Raw genomic sequence first — 6,900 nt, 5'->3', positions numbered from 1 at the left:
GATCGTTCCCCGCACGATCGACCGCTTCGAACGTATCGACATCGTCGTGAACAACGCCGGTTTCGGTGCCCCCGCGCCCGCGGTCGAGGAATCGATCGACGCCTTCCGGCGCACCCTGGACGTCAATCTCGTCGGAGCCTTCCATCTCGCCCGACTGGCCGCCGTGCCCATGATCGCCGCCGGCGGCGGTTCGATCATCAACATCTCGTCCATCCTCGGCCAGGTCGCTGCATGGCCGATTCCGGATGCGTCGTATTCATCATCAAAGGGCGCGCTCATCAGTCTCACGCGTGACCTCGCCTGTCAGTGGGCGCGCCACGGCGTCCGCGTCAACGCCTTGGCGCCGGGCTTCTTCCCCAGTGAGAGCTCGGCGCCCATGACCGAAGACGAAGCAAGCCAACGCTATCTGCGCACAGGCTGCCCCATGCGACGGATGGGTGAACCCGATGAGCTCGACGGTGCACTGCTGTTCCTGGCGTCGCGTGCGTCCACGTACATGACTGGGCAGGTGCTGACCATCGACGGCGGGTGGACCGCACATTGACGCCACACGAGCAGTTGCTGGTGCCGTCGGCGACCAGTTCGCAATTGGCTACGACCTGATCTCGGTAGACAGCCCAACTGCCTGTCGAATGAGCGCGAACGCGTCAGCCATTGCGTCGGTCATCTCGTGCGGATCCGCAAACGTCACGTCGTCGGCGAGTACCGAGATGTTGAGTTGGTCGACGTAGCTCCAGACCGTGATGTTCACTCCGACCCCGAACGTCAGCGGTCCTACCGAGTAGAGCTCCACCATCGGGGCGCACGCGATTCGGCCGAATTCGCGCGGCCCCGGAACGTTCGAGATGGCGGCGTTGACCAGTTTGTTGGGTCCACTGACCGCGATGCGGCGAAAGCCCCACTCCGTCAAGGCCGGTGGAGCGTAGCTCGCCCAGCGGCTCACCAGCTCGTGGCCGAGCAGGCGGGCGTTCTCCTTGCCGATCATCGCGCCGACGCGGGCGAGACGCACCCAGTCGAGCGGATCGGTGACATGCACCGGTAGCGACACCACCATGGTCCCGATCGCGTTGCCCGAGATCCGCTCCGGTGACGTGTCGATGCTCACCGGCACCCCGCACAACAGCGGCTCGTCTGCGTTGCCGTCGTACTTCAACAGGAGGGTGCGCAGGGCTCCCGTGCTGATGGCCAGCACCATGTCGTTGATCGTGACACCGAGTTGCTTGCCGATTCTCTTCACTTCGGCTAGGTCGAGCGTGGCACTGGCGAACGTGCGGCCGGGCGTCACGACGTGGTTGAGGAAGGTCGCCGGTGGATGGAAGTTGCGGGCAAGGTCGGGTGCGGATCTGGACTCGCGGCGTACCCGCCGAATCCCCTTCGCGGTGTCCCGCACCAAATGGGGAAGCTCACCGAGCAGCGCGACGTGATCGCGAAGGGCAGCGCGTAGCAGTTGCGGATTGGACGGGCAGGGATCCCGCCGGTAATCGTCTCGTTCGGATTGTGAGGAACCGGGCAGGTCCAGCGCGCGGGCCATCAGGTTGGCCGACGCGACGCCGTCTGCGAGCGCGTGATGAACCTTACCGATGATGGCGTACCGATTGTCCGGCATGCCCTCGACGAAGTGGAACTCCCACAGCGGCTTGCTTCGGTCCAGTGGCGTGGAGGCCACCTCGCCGATCGCCGCGTCGAACTCCCGACGACCCCCAGGTGGCCTGATCTGCATCCGCCGAACGTGGTAATCGAGATCGACGTCGCAGTTCTCCAGCCACATCGGATGATGGAGCTTGCCCGGTATCTCGGCGAGCTGATAGCGCAACGGTTCGAGGAGATGTAGCCGGCGCGCGAGCGTCTGACGAAAGCGGTCGAACCCGAAATCGTCGCATTCCGAAGCGTCGACGACCGCGACCTTCATCGTGTGCTGGTGCAGGTTGGGCGTTTCGTTGTACAGCAGGACCGCGTCCCAGCCTCCGAGCCTCTTCAACACCCCTCCATCGCCGTGATCGGTCATCGATGTGGCGTATTCACGGTAAACGGGTACCCGGCTCCTGCGGGGCGTAATAGGTTAATATCTAACGATTTCTCAACAGGGGGTCGGGTGTGAACGCTTCTGACAACGAACCGTCGGCTATAACGAAGTGGGATCCGGGTCTCACCGAGCGGTTGATGGGTCTGATCCGGCCGGTGATCAAAGGCTGGCACCGTGCCGAAGTACGGGGACTCGACCACTTCCCGGCTGGCGGCGCACTCGTCGTGGCCAATCACTCGGGCGGGCTGTTCGCGCTCGATATACCGGTGTTCGCCACCGATTTCTACGCCGCCTTCGGCTATGACCGGCCGGTGTACACACTCAGCCACGACATCCTTTTCGGTGGCCCGCAGGGCGAATTTCTGAAGCGGATCGGCTTCATTCCCGCAAGCCACGAGAACGCCGACGAGGCCTTGCGTGCAGGTGGCGTCGTGGTGGTATTCCCGGGCGGTGACTATGACGTCTACCGGCCCACGACGTCGGCGAACAAGATCGACTTCAACGGTCGCACCGGATACGTCCGGGCCGCGCTCAACTCGGGCGTGCCGATAGTGCCTACGGTCTCGATCGGTGGGCAGGAGAACCAGCTGTTCCTCTCGCGCGGTGAGTGGTTGGCAAAAGTAACTCGATTGGACAGGTTGCTGCGTGCCAAGATCCTGCCGATCTCGTTCGGCCTCCCCTTCGGCTTGAGCCTGGTGCTTCCGGTGAACCTGCCACTGCCGACCAAGATCGTCACTCAGGTGCTGCCAGCCATCGACATCGTCGCGGAATTCGGCGAGGACCCCGACATCCATGAGGTCGACGCCCACGTCCGTCACCTCATGCAGCAGGCTCTCGACGGGCTCGCCGCCGACCGACGACTCCCAGTGATCGGTTGAGACCGATGGCCATCCTCGACCGTCTCAACCAGACCGCCGGCATTGTGGGCACCATGGCCCGCGCGGGCGTCATCGCGCCGATGCGGCCCGACCGATATGTGCGCATGGCAGCGGCGGTCCGCCGCCAGGGGATGAACGTCGCATCCGGTTTTGCAATCGCCGCCCAACGCTGCCCCGACCGCCCGGGATTGGTCGATGAACTCGGCACGCTGACCTGGCGTGAACTAGACCAACACAGCGATGCGCTGGCCGCGGCCCTGCAAGGCCTACCGAGCAAGCCCACCGTCATCGGCATCATGGCTCGAAACCACCGAGGGTTCGTGGAGTCACTGATCGCCGCCAACAGGATCGGCGCGGACGTGCTGCTGCTGAACACGTCGTTCGCTGGTCCGGCACTGGTTGAGGTGGTGGCCCGCGAGCAGGTGGACGCCATCATCTACGACGAGGAATTCGCACCGTCCATTTCCCAAGCTCTCGAGGACCGTCCCGAGGCAACCAAGATCGTCGCGTGGACGGACGACGCCGACCCACATGCGACCACGGTCGCCGGGCTGATCGAGGGGCACACGGGTCAGCGCCCGTCGCCGACCGAGCGGACGTCGAAGCTCATCCTGCTGACGTCGGGCACCACCGGGTCGCCCAAGGGCGCCAAACACTCCGGCGGTGGACCCGCAGAGCTCAAGTCGATCCTCGACCGGACGCCATGGCGGGCCGAGGAAACCGCCGTGATCGTCGCGCCGATGTTCCACGCCTGGGGGTTCGGGCAACTGGTGTTCGCGGCCTTCATGGCGTGCACCATTGTGACCCGGCGCAAGTTCGACCCCGAGGCCACTCTCGCCCTCGTCGACGAACATCGCGCCACCGGACTCTGCGTCGTACCGGTGATGTTCGACCGCATCGTCGAACTGCCCGACGAAGTAGTCTCCCGCTACAGCGGCCGCACGCTGCGCTTCGCGGCCGCGTCGGGTTCACGAATGCGCCCGGACGTCGTCATCAAGTTCATGGATCGTTTCGGCGACGTCATCTACAACAACTACAACGCCACCGAGGCAGGCATGATCGCGACGGCCACGCCCGAGGACCTGCGTGCTGCGCCCGACACCGCGGGCAGACCCGCACCGGGAACTGACATTCGCATCCTCGACAGCGATTTCCGCGAAGAACCCCCTGGCGAAGTCGGCACCATCTATGTGCGCAATTCCAGCCAGTTCGATGGCTATACGTCGGGTGCCACCAAGGACTTTCACGATGGCTACATGAGCTCGGGCGACGTCGGATACGTCGACGAAGACGGGCGGTTGTTCGTCGTCGGTCGCGACGACGAGATGATCGTTTCGGGCGGTGAGAACATCTACCCGATCGAGGTGGAGAAGACGCTGGCCGCGCATCCAGAGGTGGATGAGGCCGCGGTGCTCGGCGTCGACGACGAAAAATACGGCCAGCGACTGGCGGCATTTGTCGTGCTATCCGAAGGTGCCTCCGCCACGCCGGAGACCCTCAAGGAGCATGTGCGCGAGAACCTGGCCAACTACAAAGTGCCCCGGACAATCACAGTGCTCGACGATCTGCCTCGCAGCAGCACGGGCAAGATCGTCCGTCGCGAACTACAAGCACTCATCGAATCGGGCGCCGACGCCAGTGGCTGATCAGTCGCTGGCGGGCAGCGGCTTGGCTTCTTTCAGCGTCAACGCGGTCTCGCCCACGCTGAGCGTGCCTGCACCCGCCTTCGTCACCAGCACTTCCGCGCCGCCCTCGTCGACATAACGCTTACCCATCACCGCGCCGCCGGAGAAGTCGGGATCCAGGGACGCATCTGCCGACTTCTCGGCGTCCAGAGGCAGCATGGACGCTCCCCCACACCGCAGATCGTCGAGGCTGTCGGCCGCCTTCACGACGATGACCTGGGCATCACACACCTGGCTCTTGAGCCTAGTGCCGTTCTTGATCATGTTGCCTTCCTTTACTTCTCGGCTTTCGCGACGCTGAGGCTGTCGACTATCTCCCGGCGCAGCAGCTTGCCCGTCGCGTTCGTCGGCAACTCGTCACGGAACACGACGCGATCCGGTGTCCGTGATCCCCGCAGAGCTTTTCGAGCGTACTCACGCAGCTCGTCGGGATCCGGTTCGGCGCCGGCCGCAGGGACCACCACCGCGACGATTGCCTGACCCCATTCTGGATCCTCCACGCCGACCACCGCGACCTCGTGCACATCCGGATGCTCGATGAGCACATCTTCCAGTTCGGCAGGCGCGATGTTCTCGCCACCGCGAATGATGGTGTCGTCCGAGCGTCCGGTGATGAACAGGTAGCCCGCGTCGTCGAGCGTCGCGATGTCTCTGGTGGGGAACCAGCCGTCGTCGTCGAGCACCGATCCGATGCCGGTGTACTTGCCCGAAACCTGCTCGCCGCGCACGTACAGCTCGCCGGACTCCCCCGGCGGCAGAACACGGCCGTTCTCGTCGCGGATCTGCACCTCGATGCCGGGCACCGGCCTGCCGACCGAGCCGAGACGCTTGGCGACCGTCTCGTCGGGATTGCCGTGCGCCTCGCGATGGTCGTCGGGGGTCAGCACCGCGATGGTCGAGCTGGTCTCGGTCAAGCCGTAGGCGTTGACGAAGCCGACGTGCGGCAGCAGATCCAGCGCCTTGCGCACCAACGGCAGGCCGACCTTCGACCCGCCATAGGCCAGATTCCGCAAGGCTGGCAGTTCGACCGGCTCCCGCTCGAGTGCGGTGACGATGCGGTCCAACATAGTGGGTACGACGGTGGCGGTCGTCACCTTCTCGTCCGCAACAAGCCTTACCCACTCGCGTGCCTCGAAATTGGCCAAGTACACCATTTTTCGGCCCGCATAAAGGTTGGACATCGCCGCGTTGACCCCGGCGATGTGATACGGCGGCACACAGATCAGCGCCGCGTCGCCGGCGTCGGCCGATCCGAATTCGACGGTGCCGGTGATGTAGCTGGTCAGGTTGCCGTGTGTCAGCTCGACCGCTTTCGGTTTCGAGGTCGTGCCGGAGGTGAACAGGACGATCGCCAGGTCATCGGGATCGGCGAACTCCGCGGCCGGTTCTGCGGTGCGCGCCGCGGCGAGGATTTCATCGGAGTACATGACGCTCTTACCGGCGTTGCCGACCATGTCACGGTAGCGACTGTCGGCGATGACGAGTGGATTCGGCAGCCGACCGATCAGCTCCTGGATGCCGTCGGCACTGAGCCGATAGTTGATCGGCGTGTACGGCCGCCCGGCGCGCGCCGAGGCGAAGATCAGCAGCGGTGCCATGACGCCGCCCGATCCGACATATGCCACATGCTCGGCGCCCGATGCGGCGACCACCCCGGCTCCGCCGTCGGCCAGCTGGCTGAGTTCTGCGATGGTCAACCGATGGGCGCCGTCCACCAGGGCAATCCGTTCCGGGTCTTCGGAAACCGCCATCTCTAACAACAACGAAATGCTCAATGCCTCAGCCTTCATCCGCGAGTAGGCCGATTGTAGACTGCAGCCTGAGAATCAGGTATATAGTTATAGACTTACGGACGTCAAATCGCCGCGCACCTGGCCGTCAACGGCTCCGCACCGCGCACAGATGCCAGAAGGAGCGCAATGAGCAGCACGCCCGATATCGCGATCATCGGTGTCGGATTGCACCCGTTCGGACGGTACGAGGACCGGTCGGCGCTCGAGATGGGCGCCGTGGCGATCAGCCGGGCATTGCGCGATGCCGGCGTCGACTTCTCCGACGTAGGCAGCCTCTATGCGGGCAGCCTGGAAGTGGCCAACCCGGAAGCGGTCACCGGCCTGGTAGGCATGACGGGGGTGCCCGCGCGTGCCACGTTGAGCGGCTGCGCGACAGGCAATTCGCTGCTGACACTGGCCGCGCGAGACGTCGCGCTCGGCGAGGCGGAGATCGCGATCGGCGTGGGACTGGATAAGCATCCGCGGGGCGCGTTCGGCGCCGACCCGTCGGTGTCGGGCCTGCCGCAGTGGTACGGCGACCA

Annotated in this window: 7 protein-coding genes; 4 read left to right on the top strand and 3 right to left on the bottom strand. The window is 64.7% G+C overall.

Translation table 11 applies throughout. From position 1 onward, the window contains the following. Positions 1-544 (top strand): SDR family NAD(P)-dependent oxidoreductase (locus tag QOJ24_RS01570; protein ID WP_526258430.1); only part of this gene is annotated, 544 nt, incomplete at its 5' end. Between the two features lie 48 nt (positions 545-592). Here the strand turns inward: QOJ24_RS01570 and QOJ24_RS01565 are convergent. Further along, a complete protein-coding gene (locus QOJ24_RS01565) occupies positions 593-1,978 on the bottom strand; it encodes a WS/DGAT/MGAT family O-acyltransferase (protein ID WP_526258434.1) in 1,386 nt (461 codons plus the stop codon). 182 nt (positions 1,979-2,160) lie between these two features. Between QOJ24_RS01565 and QOJ24_RS01560 the strand changes: the two genes are divergently transcribed. Together QOJ24_RS01560 and fadD12 are read left to right on the top strand one after the other, a co-directional pair. Further along, on the top strand, positions 2,161-2,901 hold the full coding sequence (locus QOJ24_RS01560) for a 1-acyl-sn-glycerol-3-phosphate acyltransferase (protein WP_526258432.1): 741 nt from the start codon (positions 2,161-2,163) through the stop codon (positions 2,899-2,901). A gap of 5 nt (positions 2,902-2,906) precedes the next feature. Beyond that, the gene (gene fadD12 / locus QOJ24_RS01555) at positions 2,907-4,547 is read left to right on the top strand and encodes an acyl-CoA ligase FadD12 (protein ID WP_526258428.1); all 1,641 of its coding nucleotides are present in this window, start codon (positions 2,907-2,909) and stop codon (positions 4,545-4,547) included. On the opposite strand, the gene QOJ24_RS01550 is transcribed toward fadD12, so the two are convergent. Both QOJ24_RS01550 and QOJ24_RS01545 read right to left on the bottom strand, forming a co-directional pair. Then, entirely contained in the window at positions 4,548-4,850 is a 303-nt protein-coding gene (locus QOJ24_RS01550; protein ID WP_526258426.1) for a hypothetical protein, read from the bottom strand. A gap of 11 nt (positions 4,851-4,861) precedes the next feature. Then, positions 4,862-6,361 carry a class I adenylate-forming enzyme family protein gene (locus QOJ24_RS01545; RefSeq protein WP_526258424.1) on the bottom strand — a complete coding sequence of 500 codons (1,500 nt, stop codon included), beginning with the start codon at positions 6,359-6,361 and terminating at the stop codon, positions 4,862-4,864. 144 nt (positions 6,362-6,505) lie between these two features. Here QOJ24_RS01545 and QOJ24_RS01540 point away from each other — a divergent pair. Continuing rightward, the coding region (locus tag QOJ24_RS01540) for a thiolase family protein (protein WP_526258422.1) at positions 6,506-6,900 on the top strand (395 nt) is incomplete at its 3' end.

Origin of the sequence: Mycobacterium sp. (assembly GCF_032159775.1) — a bacterium.
In the GTDB taxonomy this organism is placed as follows: Bacteria; Actinomycetota; Actinomycetes; order Mycobacteriales; family Mycobacteriaceae; genus Mycobacterium.
The sequence above is the reverse complement of the archived record's forward strand: the minus strand, read 5'-3'. Positions and strand labels throughout refer to the sequence as shown.

What these genes read in the sequence shown, in the direction of transcription:
- QOJ24_RS01560 (WP_526258432.1), top strand. Translation starts at nt 2,161, where the DNA reads ATGGGTCTGATCCGGCCGGTGATCAAAGGCTGGCACCGTGCCGAAGTA.
- fadD12 (WP_526258428.1), top strand. Translation starts at nt 2,907, where the DNA reads ATGGCCATCCTCGACCGTCTCAACCAGACCGCCGGCATTGTGGGCACC.
- QOJ24_RS01550 (WP_526258426.1), bottom strand. Translation starts at nt 4,850, where the DNA reads ATGATCAAGAACGGCACTAGGCTCAAGAGCCAGGTGTGTGATGCCCAG.